Raw genomic sequence first — 15459 nt, forward strand, 5'->3', positions numbered from 1 at the left:
GCCCTTATACGGATAGCGAATCAGACTCGCCGGCGCATCCCCTCATGGCAATCATGCGCCGGCGTCGCTGCCGCGCTCCAACCCGGCGGCCGCACGGATGAGGACCTGATCATGAGCATTTCGCGCCGCTCCGCGGCCCTCGCGGGCCTCGGCCTGCTGACCGGCGCGGCGGTTCCGCCGCCCGGCGTCGCACTCGCCGAGGGCCTCCGCCTGTTCGAAGGCATGGAGGACTTCTGGATCGCGAGCGAGGCCTACATCTACGGCTATCCGCTGGTGACCATGGAGATGACCCGGCGCATCATGACCAACGTCGCCGAGGCGGGCGGCCTGCGCGCGCCGATGGGGCAGCTCATCAAGGCGCGCAGCTATCCCGATGCCAGCTTCCGCGACGTCACCGCGCCGAACGCCGACACGCTCTACACGACGACCTGGCTGGATGTCGGCAGCGAGCCCTGGGTGGTCAGCCTGCCGGACATGAAGGGCCGCTACGCGCTGTTCCCGTTCCTCGATGGTTGGACCACCGTGTTCCAGGTGCCGGGCAAGCGTACCACGGGCACGGGCGCGCAGACCTACGCCATCACCGGCCCCGGCTGGACCGGCACGCTGCCCGCCGGCGTCACCGAGTACAAGTCGCGCACCAGCATCGTCTGGCTGCTCGGCCGCATCTACTGCACCGGCACGCCACAGGACTATGCTGAGGTACATGCCCTGCAGGACCAGGTGCGGGTAGTCCCGCTCAGCGCCTATGGCCGGCCCTACACGCCGCCGGCCGGCCGGGTGGATCCGGCCATCGACATGCGTACGGCCGTGCGCGACCAGGTGAACGCGATGTCCGCCGTGCAGTATTTCGCGCTGCTGGCCGAGCTGATGAAGCGCAACCCGCCGGCGCCCGCCGACGCGCCGCACATCGCGCGCTTCGCGCGCATCGGCCTCGTACCCGGCCGGGATTTCGACGCGTCGAAGCTGCGCGCCGACTTTGCCGGCCGCATCCCGCAGGTCTCCTTCGACCGCATCATGCTGCAGTTCCGCATCAACGCCGCGGTCAAGGACATCAACGGCTGGGCCTACACCACGCGCACCGGCATCTACGGCACGGACTACCTCATGCGCGCGCTCGTCACGGCCATCGGGCTCGGCGCCAACCGGCCGCAGGACGCGGTCTATCCGACCTCGCTCAAGGATGCGGATGGCGACGAGTACAGCGGCGCCAACCGCTACGTCATGCGCTTCCCGCCCGGGCAGCTTCCGCCGGCGGAGGGCTTCTGGTCGCTGACCATGTACGACGCCGACTACTTCTTCGTGGCGAACCCGCTGAACCGCTACTCGATCAGCGCGCGTCAGGACCTCAAGCGCAACGCGGACGGCTCGGTGGACCTGCTGATCCAGAACGCCTCCCCCGGCGCCGACCGCGAATCCAACTGGCTGCCGGCGCCCACCGGCAAGTTCATCCTGATGCTGCGTCTCTACTGGCCGAGCGAGACGGACCCCTCGATCCTCGACGGCACCTGGGTGATCCCGCCGGCGCGCAAGGTGTCGTAGCGCGCCCTTCCGGCAGCGCGCCGCCTCAACGCCCGGCCCGCACCGTGGCGGATGAAGGCGGCGCGCAGACGGCCGATACGAAGCCGACCGGGCGCGTGCGCGCCGCGAGCGTATCGGAGGGCGTTTCGCCATACATCCGCCGATAGGCGGAGGCGAACCGGCCGAAATGCCAGAAGCCGGCATCCAGCGCGATCTGCTTGATCAGCGTCGGCCCCTCCGCGTCGCGCAGCCAGCGCCGCGCGAGCGCCAGTCGACGCAGCCGCAGCCACTGGTGCAGGCTGGTCCCGTAGACCGCGCGGAACGCCTCGTTCAGCGTCCGCACGCCGACGCCGAGATGGCCGGCGACCGAGGCCGTATAGACCGGCCGGTCCAGCGAAGCCTCCAGCAGATCCACCGCGCCCGCTACCAGGCGCACCTGCCGCTGCTGGGCGCGGCAGGCTGAGCGCGGCGCCAGGGTCTCCAGCGCCGCGCCGAGCTGCGCAACGACGCTGTCCGCCACGGCGGCGCCCGCCGAGCCGGCGTCGAGCCGGCCGGGATCGGCGAAGAGCACCGCCGACAGGTCGCGCGACAGGCGCGCGAGCCCCGGTGCACGACCAAGGAGATGCGGCGCGAAGAGGGAGCCGCCCGGCAGCGGGCCCAACGCCCTGTCGAGCAGCCCTGCGATGGGCTCGATGGCGAAGGTGAGCATGCACCAGGCCTGTCCGCGCGTGACCCGCGCATGCAGCTCGCCACCCGGTCCGAACAGCATGGCGCCCTCCCGGCCCATGATGTTGCCGTTGATCAGCGAGGTGCCGGGCTGCTCGCCGATGTCGATGAACATGGCCCAGCGATCGGGATGAAACTGGGCGCGAGCGAGATACTCGTTATCCACCGCGTTGACCTGCACACGCACCGCGCCGAAATCCGCGTATCGCATGCATAGACGGAGGCGACCCGCACCGAGTTGGATGTGTTCCGCGCTGCCGTCCCGCTGGGCGCGGCTGAACTGGTCCAGATCGGTCATGTCGGCCGAAACGACGCGTTGGGGCGCCGAATTCATGCGTGTCCTCGAACGCAGCAGGCGCATCGGCCGGGGCCGGGTCGGCCACACCGGGTTCGGTCCGCTCTCGGCGCGGTTAGCCACTCTGGGCAGGTTGCGTCAACTGTCGGCTGAGACGCTGGCCGCATCGCGCTGCCGCTTTTGGCTATCGTATCCGCTTGGTCCGGTCGACGCCCGAATGGCAGGAAGACGGCTTGAGCGGACGGCGCGCGCGTGCAGCCCCGCTGAAGACCGGCCCCAGGGACATGATCATGCCGAGCAAGCGCAATCTTCTTCTCGCGACGGCGTCAGCCGCGCTTGGCGGCGCGGCGATGCGCACCCGGCCAGCGCTGGCGCAGGCCAGCCGCCCGGGCGTCATCGGCGCTTTCGAGGCAGCCGAGGCCGCTTTCGTCTTCGGCCTGCCGGTCGTGATGAACTACACCGTGATGTACGAATTCGCGATCGACCGGAACAGCGGCCAGTTCAAGGCGCCGTTCAACACCATTTGGAACGACGAGCAGGTCTTCACCTGGCGCGACACCGCGGTTCCCACGCCGAACAGCGACACGCCCTATTCCATGTGCTGGCTCGACCTGCGGGCGGAGCCGATGGTACTTTCCGTCCCGGACGTCCCCGCCGGCCGTTATTTCTCGGTCCAGGTCTGCGACGGCAACACCTACAACGTCGGGTATATCGGCAGCCGCGCCACCGGCCAGGGCGCAGGGTCGTGGATCGTCGCCGGGCCCGGGTGGCAGGGTGCGACGCCGCCGGGCATCAAGGGCGTCATCCGCTCCACCTCGCAATTCGCGCTGACGATCTTCCGCACGCAACTCTTCGGTGCCGACGACATGCCGAACGTGATCGCCGTGCAGCGCGGCTACAAGGCCGAACCGCTCTCGGCCTTCCTGCGTCAGCCCGCGCCGCCGGCCGCGCCGGAGATCCGCTGGCCGCGCGTCACCGCCGACCTGGCGAAGCACCACTTCTTCGACTACCTGGCCTTCGCGCTGCAGTTCAACGCGCCGCAGCCGAACGAGGCGGCGATCCGCGCGCAGATGGCGACCATCGGCATCGACGGCCGCGGCACGCCGATGCCGCATTCCTTCGTGGACCGCATGGAACTGCTTGGCGCCGCCTTCGAAGGCGAGCGCAAGGTGGAGGCGGCGGTGGCCGCCGCGGGCGTCGCGATGAATGGCTGGCGCGTGACGCCGATCCCCGGCAGCCCGGAGGCCTACAACGGCGACTGGATGCTCCGCGCCGTCGCCGCCAAGGCCGGCATCTACGGCAACACCACGGAAGAGGCGACCTATCCCTTCACGCGGCACGACGCCAATGGTCAGGCCCTGGATGGCAGCACGGGCCGCTACACCCTGACCTTCGCCGCGAACCAGCTGCCGCCAGTCAACGCGTTCTGGTCGGTGACCATGTATCACGGCGGCAACCAGCTTCTCGTGCGGAACCCGATCGACCGCTACCTTATCAACTCGCCCATGCTGAGCGGCATGAAGCGCAATGCCGACGGCGGTGTGACGCTGCACATCCAGAAGGACGATCCGGGCGCCGAGCTGCGGCCGAACTGGCTGCCGGCGCCGGACGGGCCGATCTACATGGTCATGCGGCTCTACTGGCCGAAGACCGAGGCGCCGTCGCTGCTGCCGGTCGGCCAGGGCGCCTGGAAGCCGCCAGGCATCGTGAAGGTCGGCTGAGGCGGCAGGCCGGCAGCTTGCCAGCCTGACCCGCGCCCCACTAGCCTTCCCGTCGGCTCCATCATCCTCGACGGGACGGTCGCCTTTGCCGATCCGCGAATCAACCTCGCGCCGCGCGCCATGGGCCGTGGGTGCGGCGCTGAGTCTCGCTGCTGCGCCCGCCCTCGCCCAGCCACTGCGGCCGGGCGAAGCACGGATCGGCATGGATGCGGCGGCCCTGGCGCGCGCCGTGCAGAACCCGCTGGCGCGCATGCTGAGCCTGCCCGTGCAGAACGACACCAACCTCGGCTATGGCGCCGGCGACGGCGTCCAGAACGTGATGAACCTGCAGCCGGTCGTCCCGGTCGCGCTGGATGCGGCATGGAACCTCATCCTCCGCCCCGTGCTTCCGGTGATCTGGCAGCCCGCCCCAGGGCCTGACGCGGGAACGACCTTCGGGCTTGGCGCCACGCAGACGCAGTTCTTCCTGACACCATCGAACCCCGGCCGGCTGATCTGGGGCACGGGCGTGGTGGCGCAGGCGCCGACGACGACCGAGGCGGCGCTCGGCAGCAACCGCTGGGGCGCCGGGCCGGGCCTGATCGCGCTGACGCTTCAGGGGCCGTGGGTGATCGGCGGGGTCGCGAACAACGTCTGGTCCTTCGGCGGCGACGGGCCGAACCGCTACAGCACGCTGACGCTCCAGCCGCTGGTCAGCTACAATATCCCGGCCTTGCCGGGGACCTACCTGTCCTTCTCGCCGATCGTGACCGCGCAGTGGGAGGCGCGGGACGGCAATGTCTGGACCGTGCCAGTGGGGCTGGCGCTGGGCCAGATCTTCCATCTCGGCCGGCAGCCGGTGAATGCGCAACTCGGCGCCTACTACAACGCGATCCGGCCCGATGACGGGCCGGACTGGCAGATCCGCTTCCAGATCGCGCTGCTGTTCCCGAAGTAGTGCCGCGGGCGTGCGGCAGGCGCCGCCGCCCGCGCCGGTCGATCAGCCCTCCGCCGCCGCGGCCGTCAGGTCCTTCGGCTCGACCTGCTTCTCGGCGACCTGGGCGAGTTCCAGCACGAAGTCCACGACCTTCTCCTCGAAGATCGGCGCGCGCAGGCTGTCCACGGCCTGCGGATTGCCGCGGAAGAACTCGAAGACCTGCTTCTCCTGCCCGGGATAGCGCATCGCCTCCATCCGCATGGCATTCGCCAGCTCGTCGTTCGAGACCTGGATGTTGTTGGTCCGCCCGATCTCCGACAGCAGCAGGCCGAGCCGGATGCGGCGCTCCGCGATGGCGCGGTAGTCGGCCTTCAGCGTCGCCTCGTCCTTGCCCTTGTCCTCCTCGTCGAGGTTGCCGGCCTTGATGTCGGCCTCGACGCGCTGCCAGATCTGGCCGAACTCGGCCTCCACCATGCCGTCCGGCACGGTGAAGCTGGCGCGGTCGGCCAGCGCGTCGAGCAGCGCGCGCTTCACCTTCATGCGCGCCAGCGCATCATATTCGCGCTGCAGGTTCTCGGTCACGCGGGTGCGCAGCGCGGCCACGTCGTCCACGCCCAGCTTCTTGGCGAACTCGTCGTCCACCTCGGGCAGCACCTTCTGCTTCAGCGCCTTGGCGGTCACGGCGAAGACGGCGGGCTTCCCGGCCAGCTCGGCGGCCTGGTAGCCCTCGGGGAAGCTGACCTCGATCTGCTTGCTGTCGCCGGGGCTCATGCCCTCGAGCTGCTCGGTGAAGCCGGGGATGAAGCCGGCGCCGCCGACCTCGATGGGCATGTCCTGCGCGGTGCCGCCCTGGAAGGGCTCGGCCAGGCTGCCATCCTCGTTCTTCAGCCGGCCTTCGAAGTCGCAGACCAGCACGTCGCCCTTGGCGGCGGCGCGCGTCTCCGCCACGTCCTCGGTGCCGGCCATGCGCTCGCGCATCGTGGCGAGGAAGGCGTCCACCTCGGCCTCGCCGGGGGTTGCCTTCTCACGCTCCAGGCTGATGCCGGAGAAGTCGGGCATCTGGATTTCCGGCAGCAGCTCGAGGTCGAGCTTGTATTCCAGGTCGGCCCCGTCGCTGTAGTTCACCAGCTCGATCTTCGGCTGCAGGGCCGGGCGGAGGCCGCGGTCGGCCAGCACCTGGCGGGTCGCCTCGTTGACGCTCTCCTCCAGCACCTCGCCGGCGACGGCCTGGCCGTAGCGCGCCTTGACGATGGCCGGCGGCACCTTGCCGGGGCGGAATCCGGGCAGGCGCAGCTCCGACCCGAGCTTCTTCAGCCGCGCGTCGCGCCGCTCGGCCAGGCTCGCGGCGGGCACCACGACCTGGAATGCCCTCTTCAGCCCCTCGGCCGGCAGCTCGGTGACCTGCATCTCTGGACCTTCCGGAATCCTTGCGGCGGCGCCCCGGCGGACGCCGCCATACGTATGAAGCCCGCCCCGTTAGCGCCGCACGGGGCCGGGAGCAATGGGGCGCCGGACGGCCTTCAGCTCGTCACGCCGGCACGGAGGCGGCGCAGCACCTGGGCTTCGATACTGATTCCGCTCAGTTGCTTGCCGGTCGCCGCAACCTCGAAAACGGCGTTGAACTGCTTGAAAGCAAGGGGAAAAACGCTCCAGTCCTTCGCCTCGGCCACCGCGACGACGAAGGGCGCGGGATCGCGGCGCCGTGCTTCGAGTTCGGCCGGGTCACGGTACCAGACCTCGATCCGCCGCTCGGCGTAGCGATGCGCCCTGGTCCAGGTCACCGGGACGACGTCGATCAGCTGTCCCCTGTGCAGGCGCTTGGCCTTCCAACTTGTCCTGCTGACAAAGCTGAACCTGTAGCCGTCTGCTTCGTGCCGATCTGGCATGTGCCCAGTCTCCCGTTTTGGGCATCATCCTATCGTTGGCCCCTCGGCCGTACAAAAACAGGAAATGAAGCAATACTTCACGACAGGATATGCGGGCGGAGGGACTTGAACCCCCATGGCTTGCGCCACTGGAACCTAAATCCAGCGTGTCTACCGTTCCACCACGCCCGCATCCTGCCGCGGCTCAGGGCCGCGCCAGGACGAAGAGATGCGACAGCCAGCGCGCGCGGTCGAGCCCCGGCACCGGATCTTCCTGCACGTCCAGCACGCGCAGCCCCGCCTCGGCGGCGGCGCCGAGGATCGCGGCCTGCGGCAGCGCGTGGGTCTCGGCCAGCGCGGTCTCCGCAGGCGTGGGCGGGGCGGCCGGGTCGTAGCCGTAGCCGAGGCCGAGCGTCGCCGCCTGGAACACCGCCACCCCGCCGGGCGCCAGGCCCGCAAAGGCCAGCCGGAGCAGGTGCAGCGCCAGCGGCGGCGGCACGTGCTGCAGGACTCTGCGGCTGAACCACAGGTCGTAGCCCTGCACCGGCATGGGCAGATCGGCGCGGCTGCGCAGCCAGGCGATGTGATCAAGGCCCCTCGCCCGCGCCTCTTGCCGCGCCAGGGCGAGATGCGGGGCCGAGATGTCCACCCCGGTCACCCTTGGGCTGATGGCAGCGAGATGCAGCGTGGCCCGCCCGACGCCGCAGCCGAAATCCACCAGATGGCCGAGCCGCTCCAGGGGAATGCCGTGGCGCGCCAGCACCGCTTCCAGCAGCGACCGGTCGAGCCGGCCCGAGGCATGGAAGGCGCGCCGGTTGCGCGGCAGGCGCTCGGGGCGGAAGGCGGGGTTGGGCAGGCAGGACCAATGCGGCAGCGTCTCGCCGAGACGGGCCCATCCCTTCCGAAGCTCCGTCTGCATGGCCTCCAACGCCGCCGCGCCAGCCTCGGTGCCGACCGCCATCGGCGGCGCGTCCAGCGGCGGCCCGGGCAGGGCGATGGCGGCCACCAGGCCGCGGAACTCGCCGGAACGCAGCAACTCCTCGCGCAGCGCGGCAGGCGTCGCGAGGCGGCCCAGGATGCGGGTGACGACGTCCTCGTCCTCCGGCGCGCGGCCGAGCAGCCAGCCATAGGCGGCGGCCACATCCTCGCGCGTCAGCGCGCCCATCATCGGGTCGGGCGCCGGCTTCGGCGGCGGCGGACGGCCGGCGGCGCGGGCCGCCTGCCGCGCGGCCATCCGGGCCAGCCGGCGTCGCGTCGCGGCGTCCTCGGCCGGCGGGGCACCCGGCTTCGTCATGCCGGGCGTCGGAACAGGTAGCTGTGCGACAGGAAGCGCCCGGCCTCCCGCGTGGTGAGGTGGCTGTCGTCCCGCACTTCCAGGACCTGAAGCCCCGCGTCGGCGGCGAGCGCGAACACCGCCTCCTGCGGCAGGGCGTGCATCTCCATGCCGCCATCGCCGGCGCGGGCCAGGTAGTCGGCGACGACGAAGCGGTAGCCGCGGATATGCGTCGGCACCTGGAACAGCGCCACGCCGCCAGGGGCGAGGCCGGCGAAGGCCTGGCGCAGGATGTGGCGCACCAGCGGCGGCGGATTGTGCTGCAACACGAGGTGGCTGTACCAGATATCCCATGGCGCCGGCGGCAGCAGCGCCTCCACGCGCACCTGCCACCAGGCGATGCGGCCCAGCCCGGCCTGCTCCGCCGCGTCCCGCGCCACCGCGAGATGGCCGGGCGAGACGTCGCAGCCCGTCACCTGGGCGAAGCGCCGCGCCAGCGGCAGGGTGACTCGGCCGACGCCGCAGCCGAACTCGACCAGGCGCGGATGGCTTTCGGGGGTGACGCCGTGGCGCGCCAGCATCGCCGCCATTGTCTTCGCGCTGGTCTCGCCAGAGGCCATGAAGCTGGCGAGGTTCCCCGCCAGCCGCTCGCCGCGGAAGCGCTCATCGGTCAGCACGGACCAGTGCGGCTCGGTCTCGCCCAGCGCGCCCCAGGCCCGACCGATGCGTTCCAGCAAGGCCGCGATCTGGGTCGGCGTCGCCTCGCTCTCGATCTCGAGCGCGGGGATGTCGAGCGGCATGGGGCGCCAGCGCATCGGGTCGAACTGCGCGCGGCATTCGGCGGAGTTCAGGACGCGGTCGCGCAGCTCCGCCAGGGTGAGCGAGGCGGCGGCAAGGCGCTCCGCGGTCTGCGCGCTTTCGGGATCGCGGCCGAGCAGCCAGCGATAGGCGGCGACCGCGTGCGGCGGCTCGGGCTTGCGGTCCAGCCAGCGCGGACGCGCGGGACGATCGCTCATGCCGGCAGCAGCGCCTCCGCACACGCATCGAGGATCGCCTCCGTGTCGAGGCCATAGGCGCGGTACAGGTCGGGGATGTCGCCGGCCTGGCCGAAGCGGTCCACGCCCAGCGGCACGACGCGATGCCCGCGCACCGCACCCATCCAGGCATGCGCGGCCGGGTGCCCATCCAGCACGCCGACGATCGCGGCGCCCGGCGCCAGCGGCGCGAGCAGCGTCTCGATGGCGGAGGCGCGACGCGCTTCCCCGTTGCGCCGGGCGCGGCGGGCGGCCAGCCAATCCGCGTGCAGCCGGTCGGGGGAGGTGACGGCAAGCAGGCCGGCGCCGGGTTCCTCCGCGCGCAACGCCTCGAAGGCCTCCATCGCTTCCGGCGCGACCGGCCCCTGATAGGCGATGGCGATGCGCGCATCGGGCGCTGGCGGCACGGCCCAGTAGCCGCCGGCGATGACCGCGGCGGGATCGAGGTTGCGTTCCGGCTGCGCCAGCGCGCGGGTGGACAGGCGCAGCCACACGGCCGAGCCGTCCGGCTTCTGCATGTGGTCGAAGGCGTGGCGCAGCAGGATCGCCAGTTCGTCCGCATGCGCGGGCTCGAAGCTGGCGAGGCGGTCGGCCGCCATGCCGATCAGCGGCGTGTTGACGCTCTGGTGCTGGCCGCCCTCGGGCGCCAGCGTCAGCCCCGACGGCGTGGAAACCAGCAGGAAGCGCGCATCCTGGTAGCAGGCATAGATCAGCGCATCGAGGCCGCGGTTCACGAAGGGGTCGTACACGGTGCCCACGGGCAGCAGCCGCGCGCCATAGAGCTGATGCGACAGCCCCAGCGCGGAAAGAACGAGAAAAAGATTCTGCTCGGCGATGCCGAGCTCGATGTGCTGGCCCTCCGGCGCCATGCCCCAGCGCTGCGCGGAGGCGAGCTTGGCATCCCGGAACACGTCGTTCTTCTGGTGCCGGTCGAAGATGCCGCGGCGATTCACCCAGGGGCCGAGATTGGTGCTGACCGTCACGTCCGGGCTGGTCGTGACGATGCGCGCGGCGATCTCCGCCGCCTCGCCATGGCCGCGGCCGAGCTCCGCCAGGATCTCGCCGAAGGCCGCCTGGGTGGAGAGTTTTCGTCCGGCCGGCACGCGGGGCGCGGCGAAGGAAGCGGGCACATGCACGGCGGGCGCGGAGAGCCGGCGGCCTTCCGGCGCCAGCTTCGTGGCAAAGGGCGTGGCGTCGAGGAAGGCGCGCAGCTCCGCCTCCGTCGCGTCCAGCCCCTCATGCGGGTCCCACTCATGGCCCTCGCGGATGCGCATGGCGGCGCGGAATCCGGCCATCTGTTCCTTGGTCATCAGCCCGGCATGGTTGTCCTTGTGCCCGGCGAAGGGCAGGCCCATGCCCTTGATGGTGTAGGCGATGAAGCAGGTGGGCTGGTCGCCCTCCGCGTCCTGCGCGCGGAACGCCTCGGTCAGCGTCTCGATGTCGTGGCCGCCGAGATTGGTCATCAGCTCCGCCAGCTCGTCATCGGTCAGCGGGTCGACGATGGCGCGCACGCCGGGCACGCGGCCGAGCTCGGCCAGCACGGCGTTGCGCCATGCGGCGCCGCCCTGGAAGGTCAGCGCGGCGTAGAGGCTGTTCGGGCAATCGTCGATCCAGCGGCGCAGCGCGTCGCCGTCGGGCCGGGCGAAGGCGGCCTGCAGCTTGCGGCCGTATTTCAGCGTGACGACGTTCCACCCCATGTCGCGGAACAGCCCCTCGATCCGGCCGAAGAGGCGATCGGGGACGACGCTGTCCAGGCTCTGCCGGTTATAGTCCACCACCCACCAGACATTGCGGACATCGTGCTTCCAGCCTTCCAGCAGGGCTTCGTAGATGTTGCCCTCATCCAGCTCCGCGTCGCCGACGATCGCGACGTGCCGGCCCTTCGGCACGTCGGGCCGCGCCATGCCGTGCAGGTGGACATAGTCCTGCACCAGGGATCCGAAGGTGGTCAGCGCCACGCCGAGCCCGACCGAGCCGGTGGAGAAATCCACCTCCGCCCCATCCTTCATGCGGGAGGGATAGGGCTGGATGCCGCCGAATTCGCGCAGTGTCGCCAGCTTCTCCTTCGTCTGGCGGCCGAGCAGGTAGTTGATGGCGTGGAACACCGGCCCGGCATGCGGCTTCACGGCCACGCGATCCTCGGGCCGCAGGATCTCGAAATAGAGCGCCGCCATGATCGAGATGCAGGAAGCGCAGGAGGCCTGATGCCCCCCCACCTTCAGCCCGTCGCGGTTGGGGCGGATGTGGTTGGCATGATGGATCATCCAGGCCGAGAGCCAGAGCAGCTTTCGCTCCACCTGGTGCAGAAGGCGCAGCCGGCGCATCGGGTCCATGGCCTGCGCCGGCCTGATCGGCGTCTGCTCGGTCATGCCTGTCTCTCCCGCCCGGCCATGCCCCCAACATAGGGCGGCGAGCCGGCCGGGCGAAGCCGGGTGGGCCGGATGCTCAGCGCAGGCCGCGGGCGCGTCGCGGCAGGCCGGGCCGAGCGCCGGCGCCCGATTCGAGCAGCGCGGCGATGAGAGCCGCGCGGATGCCTTCCGGCAATCCGGCTTCCGGCGTCAGCACGGCAAGCGCATCGCCGACGCTGGAGCGACCATGCGCGCACCGGCTGCGCGAAGACCCGCAGCGCGCGAAAGCACGGCGAAGTCGCGGTGACGTACGGGTGAAGGGCGACGGCGCCGCGGCGCCGTCGCCCTGTCCGTGGATGCCCTGTGCGTCAGAGGACGAAGTCGCTCGCCGCCATGGTCCAGACGCCGGCCACGTTGATCTGCATGTCGGCGATCGCGTCGCCGTTGACGTCGCAGTTCACCGTGGCGCCGAGCAGGCTGGTGGTGATCCACAGATCGCCCGCGCTCTTGAAGAAGGCGCCGCTGCCGGTGAAGGCGAAGGCCTGGTTGCCCGCAACGGTGGCGTTGGCGTCGATCCAGGACAGGTCGATCTTGTCCTTGCCCTGCTCGAAGCCATAGATGAAGTCGCGGCCGTTGGCGGCGTTGCTCTCGGCCAGCGACTGGTAGCTGAAGGTGTCGAAGCCGGCATCGCCATACAGCTTGTCCTTGCCCAGGCCGCCATAGATCCGGTCGTTGCCGTTGCCGCCGTGGATCTCGTCGCTGCCGGCGCCGCCCTGCATCAGGTCGTCGCCGTCGCCGCCATGCATCACGTCGATGCCGTCGTCGCCATGCATGTTGTCGTTGCCGGCGCCGCCATCGAGGTAGTCGTTGCCCGTGCCGCCAGACATGTAGTCGGCGTCGTTGTTGCCGTAGAGCGTGTCGTTGCCGGCCTCGCCCTGCAGGCTGTCGACGCCGTTGCCACCGGAGAGGTAGTCGTTGGCCTCTCCGCCGAACAGGTCGTCCGCGCCGTCATTGCCCAGCAGCACGTCGTTGCCGCCCATGCCCTTGAGCAGGTCGGCGCCCTTGCCGCCGTTGATCGTGTTGGTCGCGCCGTTGCCGGTGCCGGTGAAGTTGCCGGTGCCGGTGTAGGTCAGGGCCTCCAACTCGTTGGCCAGCGTGTAGCTCGCGAGCGTGGTCTTCACGAGGTCGCTGCCGCCGCCCGCGGCTTCGACGATCTTGTCGGCCGTGCTGTCCACCACATAGGTGTCGTCGCCATTGCCGCCGTTCATCGTATCGGCGCCGGTGCCGCCGAACAGCACGTCCTTGCCCTCCCCGCCGAAGAGCTGATCGTTGCCGCTGCCGCCATCGAGGAAGTCGTCGTTCGCGCCGCCGTCGAGCGTGTCGTTGCCGCCGTGGCCGACCAGCTTGTCGTTGCCGGCGCCGCCATAGGCCTTGTCGTTGCCGTGCTCGCCCCAGAGCACGTCGTTGCCGTCCTCGCCGTAGAGCACGTCGTTGGACAGGCCGCCCTTCACCGTGTCCGCGCCCGTGCCGCCCTTGAGGGTGTCGTGCATGTCGCTGCCGGTGATGGCGTTGTTCTCGGCGTTGCCGACGATGGTGACGCCGGCCTTCACGTAGCCCAGCTCGTACTGGAGGTTGGTCTCTTCGTAGTCGTTGAAGAAGAACCCCCAGTAGTAGACGGTCTTGACGTTCAGGTTCTCGACGAAGTCGGGGATGTAGTAGGTCGCCTCGTTCCAGAGCGCGATGTTGATCGTGTCGATGCCCTCGTTGGCGTATTCCACCACCGAGACGGAGCTGCTGTCGCCTTCGATGTTGTAGGTGTCGTTGTCCTTGCCGCCATAAGCAGTGCCGGTGGTGTCGTAGAACTCGAAAACATCGTTGCCGATGTCGCCATAGACGGTCGAGGGACCGCATTCGGTCGATTCCTGGAAGGGTCCGCCCAGCAGGTCGTTGGAGTCGAAGCGGTCGTTGCCGGCGCCGAGATAGACCAGGTTCGTGCCCTCGCCGGCGTAGACGGTGTCGTTGCCCTTCCCCATCTGGATGATGAGGTCGTCGTCATAGGGCTGGCCGTAGAAATTGTCGTTGTCGTCGCCGAAGGTGATGCTGACGGTTGCCATGGAAGGTCTCCCGGATCGGATCGGCCCGGAACATCCGGTGCCTGCGGGAGACGTTTTCGCCGCGCGACCTTGCGCGCGGATGGTGCGGCGGTATCGGTCGCTGCGCGCCGCGTTTCAGTTGTTTCCGCGGCGCGCAATGCGCGTGAAGGGCTAGATGAAGCCCTTGGCGAGCTTGCGCACCGCGGAGGAGGCGGCGCGCTTGCCCTCCCCTGCATACTCCTCGTGGTAGTCCTCGATCTTCGCGGGATCGTAGAGGTAGTTCACCATCATCCCCGCGCTCTCCCGCCAGCCCTTCTCGCTGACATCGCCGCGCGGGTTCAGACGCTCCACCCGCGCACCATTGGACAGGTGGAAATGCGCGACCGGATCGCGCGCGCGCTTCGGGTCGCGCCCACCCTCCGCCAGCAGATAGCGGGCGCAGGCGCGCAGCAGGACGGGATCGAGCGCCTTCGCCACCGCCTCCTCCCGCACGGCCATGCGGCGCGAGAGCACGCGGGCCAGCGCCTGCACGGACGTCTCGCCGGCGGGCGGGCGCGGCGCAACGACGGCGCCGTCGGTCGCCGGAGCGGGAAGCGCAAGGTCGGGCGGCAGCGCCGTGCGCAGCGCCGCCGCTTCCTCCTCATTGATCAGGGCGACATCGGCGGCGGCGATCCGCTCCTCCAGCCAGCGGCGGAAGCCCGGAATGGGCGACAGGGTCGCGAAGGCCTTCAGGTTGCCGAACTCGGCCGACAGCAGCGCGACCACGCGCTTGATCAGGAAGTTGCCGAAGCTGATGCCATCCAGGCCGCGCTGGCAGTTGTTGATGGAGTAGAAGATGGCCGTATCGGCCTTGCGCGGATCCTGCAGCGGCGCCTTCTCGTCCAGCAGCGCCTGCACGTTGTCCGCCAGCCCCTTCACCAGCGCGACCTCGACGAAGATCAGCGGCTCCTCCGGCATGCGCGGATGGAAGAAGGCGTAGCAGCGGCGGTCGGAATCCAGGCGGTTCTTCAGGTCGCGCCAGGTGCGGATGCGGTGCACCGCCTCGTAGCCGACCAGCTTCTCCAGCAGCGAGGCGGGGGAGGACCAGTCGATGGCGCGGAGTTCGAGGAAGCCGACATCGAACCAGGCGGCGAGCAGGGTGCGGAAATCGCCCTCCAGCGCCTCCAGCATCGGCTCGCCCTTCATGCGGGCGATCAGGTCGGCGCGCAGGTTCACGACGAACTTCACCCCGTCGGGGATGGCGGTGAACTGGGTCAGCAGGCGCAGGCGCGGCGGCTCCAGCGCGCGACGCAGCCGGGCTTTCGCGGCGGCGCGCTCTGCCACGCCGGTGGCGGCCGCGACCTTCTCCCAGGCGGCGCGCACAGCGTCGGGGTCGGAATCGAAGGAGGCGAGCGCCCGCAGGAAGTCGCCCCGCCCGGCATGGTCCGCGTCGAGATAGGCCTGCGCCAGACCCGCGGCCCGGGCGCGGGCGGAGACCTCGCCGCCCCGCGCTTCCAGGCAGGCGCGCATCTGCGCGGCGAAATCCTCTTCCGCCCCGGCGGAGGCCGACCCCGCCATGTCGCGCCACAGGGAGGTGACGCGGCGCAGGGCGCGGTCGAGAAGGCCGGTCGAGACGGCCAGGTCGGACATCACGGATCCTTTCCGCGTGTTTCAGGCAGATGGTGCCAGAA

The 15459-nt window shown here is 70.2% G+C and carries 11 protein-coding genes and 1 tRNA gene; 3 read left to right on the plus strand and 9 right to left on the minus strand.

What is annotated here, in order from left to right; translation table 11 throughout:
• Positions 1-111 precede the first annotated feature (111 nt).
• Positions 112-1539, plus strand: coding sequence for a DUF1254 domain-containing protein (locus tag E4T13_RS12625; protein WP_137178653.1), 1428 nt, complete (start codon positions 112-114; stop codon positions 1537-1539).
• Positions 1540-1564: 25 nt separating this feature from the next.
• On the opposite strand, the gene E4T13_RS12630 is transcribed toward E4T13_RS12625, so the two are convergent.
• Positions 1565-2578 carry a helix-turn-helix domain-containing protein gene (locus E4T13_RS12630; RefSeq protein ID WP_137178654.1) on the minus strand — a complete coding sequence of 338 codons (1014 nt, stop codon included), beginning with the start codon at positions 2576-2578 and terminating at the stop codon, positions 1565-1567.
• A gap of 251 nt (positions 2579-2829) precedes the next feature.
• On the opposite strand from E4T13_RS12630, the gene E4T13_RS12635 reads away from it, so the two are divergent.
• Positions 2830-4260, plus strand: coding sequence for a DUF1254 domain-containing protein (locus E4T13_RS12635; RefSeq protein ID WP_137178655.1), 1431 nt, complete (start codon positions 2830-2832; stop codon positions 4258-4260).
• A gap of 202 nt (positions 4261-4462) precedes the next feature.
• Entirely contained in the window at positions 4463-5197 is a 735-nt protein-coding gene (locus E4T13_RS12640) for a neuromedin U (RefSeq protein WP_137178656.1), read from the plus strand.
• Between the two features lie 42 nt (positions 5198-5239).
• On the opposite strand, the gene tig is transcribed toward E4T13_RS12640, so the two are convergent.
• The 8 genes from tig to E4T13_RS12680 form a co-directional block, all read right to left on the minus strand.
• Positions 5240-6583: a trigger factor gene (gene tig, locus E4T13_RS12645; RefSeq protein WP_137178657.1), complete on the minus strand. Its 1344-nt coding sequence runs from the start codon at positions 6581-6583 to the stop codon at positions 5240-5242.
• 113 nt (positions 6584-6696) lie between these two features.
• Positions 6697-7062: a hypothetical protein gene (locus E4T13_RS12650; protein ID WP_137178658.1), complete on the minus strand. Its 366-nt coding sequence runs from the start codon at positions 7060-7062 to the stop codon at positions 6697-6699.
• Positions 7063-7152: 90 nt separating this feature from the next.
• Positions 7153-7233, minus strand: a tRNA-Leu gene (locus tag E4T13_RS12655).
• A 13-nt stretch (positions 7234-7246) separates the two neighbouring features.
• Positions 7247-8335: a class I SAM-dependent methyltransferase gene (locus tag E4T13_RS12660; RefSeq protein WP_137178659.1), complete on the minus strand. Its 1089-nt coding sequence runs from the start codon at positions 8333-8335 to the stop codon at positions 7247-7249.
• Complete coding sequence (locus tag E4T13_RS12665; RefSeq protein WP_137178660.1) at positions 8332-9330, minus strand: class I SAM-dependent methyltransferase; 999 nt, start codon at positions 9328-9330, stop codon at positions 8332-8334. Before E4T13_RS12665 ends, E4T13_RS12660 begins: the two co-directional genes overlap by 4 nt.
• Complete coding sequence (locus tag E4T13_RS12670; RefSeq protein ID WP_170984989.1) at positions 9327-11681, minus strand: 1-deoxy-D-xylulose-5-phosphate synthase N-terminal domain-containing protein; 2355 nt, start codon at positions 11679-11681, stop codon at positions 9327-9329. The genes E4T13_RS12665 and E4T13_RS12670 overlap by 4 nt, the downstream gene beginning before the upstream one ends.
• Positions 11682-12064: 383 nt before the next feature.
• A complete protein-coding gene (locus E4T13_RS12675; RefSeq protein WP_137178662.1) occupies positions 12065-13810 on the minus strand; it encodes a calcium-binding protein in 1746 nt (581 codons plus the stop codon).
• 150 nt (positions 13811-13960) lie between these two features.
• Positions 13961-15418 (minus strand): malonyl-CoA decarboxylase, encoded by a 1458-nt coding sequence (locus E4T13_RS12680; protein WP_137178663.1) that lies wholly within the window; start codon positions 15416-15418, stop codon positions 13961-13963.
• Positions 15419-15459 lie beyond the last annotated feature (41 nt).

This window comes from Roseomonas sp. AR75, from assembly GCF_005222815.1.
Lineage (GTDB): Bacteria > Pseudomonadota > Alphaproteobacteria > Acetobacterales > Acetobacteraceae > Falsiroseomonas.